We start from the raw sequence: 946 nt of genomic DNA, 5'->3' as shown, positions 1-946 counted from the left end.
CGACCCGCGACTGCCGAGGTAGTCGCGTTCATCGACGAGTACAAAGACGCGGCCGGGGTCGAGCCGATCTGTGAAATCCTGCAGTTTGCCCCGTCGACGTACTATGCCGCGAAGAGCAGGCCGGCGTCGGCCCGGTCTGTGCGTGACGCCGAGCTCAAAGAACAGATCGTCCGTGTGTACAAGGAGAATTTCGAGGTGTACGGGGCGCGGAAGGTCTGGCTGGCGTTACGCGCGGAGGGAGTCGACGTCGCTCGGTGCACCGTCGAGCGGCTGATGCGCGAGCTCGGCCTGGTCGGCGCGGTCCGCGGTGACCACAAGCGGCGGACCACGGTGGCGGATCCGGCGGCCGAGCGGCCCGCGGACCTGGTGAAACGCAACTTCTCGGCCGACCGCCCGAATAAACTGTGGGTGGCGGACTTTACCTACGTCGGGACCTCGCTGGGGGATGCCTACGTCGCTTTCATCACCGACGTGTTCTCCCGCAGGATTGTCGGCTGGCGGCTGGCCTCGCACATGCGTACCGACCTCCCGCTGGATGCCCTGGCAATGGCGATCTGGGCGCGTGACGAGCATCTCGACGGCCTCGTGCACCATTCTGACCAGGGAAGTCAGTACACGTCAATACGCTACACCGACCAGCTTGTCGCGATGGGCGCGAAACCGTCGGTCGGGACCGTCGGTGATTCCTATGACAACGCTCTGGCCGAGTCGGTGAACGGATTATACAAGACCGAGCTTGTGTACCGCCGCGGGCCGTGGCGGACCTTCGAAGAACTCGAACTCGCCACCCTCAAGTGGGTCGACTGGTACAACAGCCGAAGGATCCACAGCGGCTGCGGGAATATGCCTCCCGTCGAGTATGAGCGTTCCTATTACGCCCAGCAATGTGGTAAAGTCTCCGACAGGAGCCAACGATCGTAGTCTCCACCGAACCCGGGGCGGTTCA

Annotated in this window: 1 protein-coding gene; it reads left to right on the top strand. The window is 63.6% G+C overall.

Annotation, left to right across the window (positions count from 1 at the left end; genetic code table 11):
• On the top strand, positions 1 to 921 hold a 921-nt coding region (locus AC5LUJ_RS24100), incomplete at its 5' end, for an IS3 family transposase (protein WP_493465854.1).
• Positions 922 to 946: the final 25 nt, after the last annotated feature.

This window comes from Protofrankia sp. CiP1_Cm_nod3 (assembly GCF_982290655.1).
This window is presented reverse-complemented; position numbering and strand designations above follow the sequence as displayed.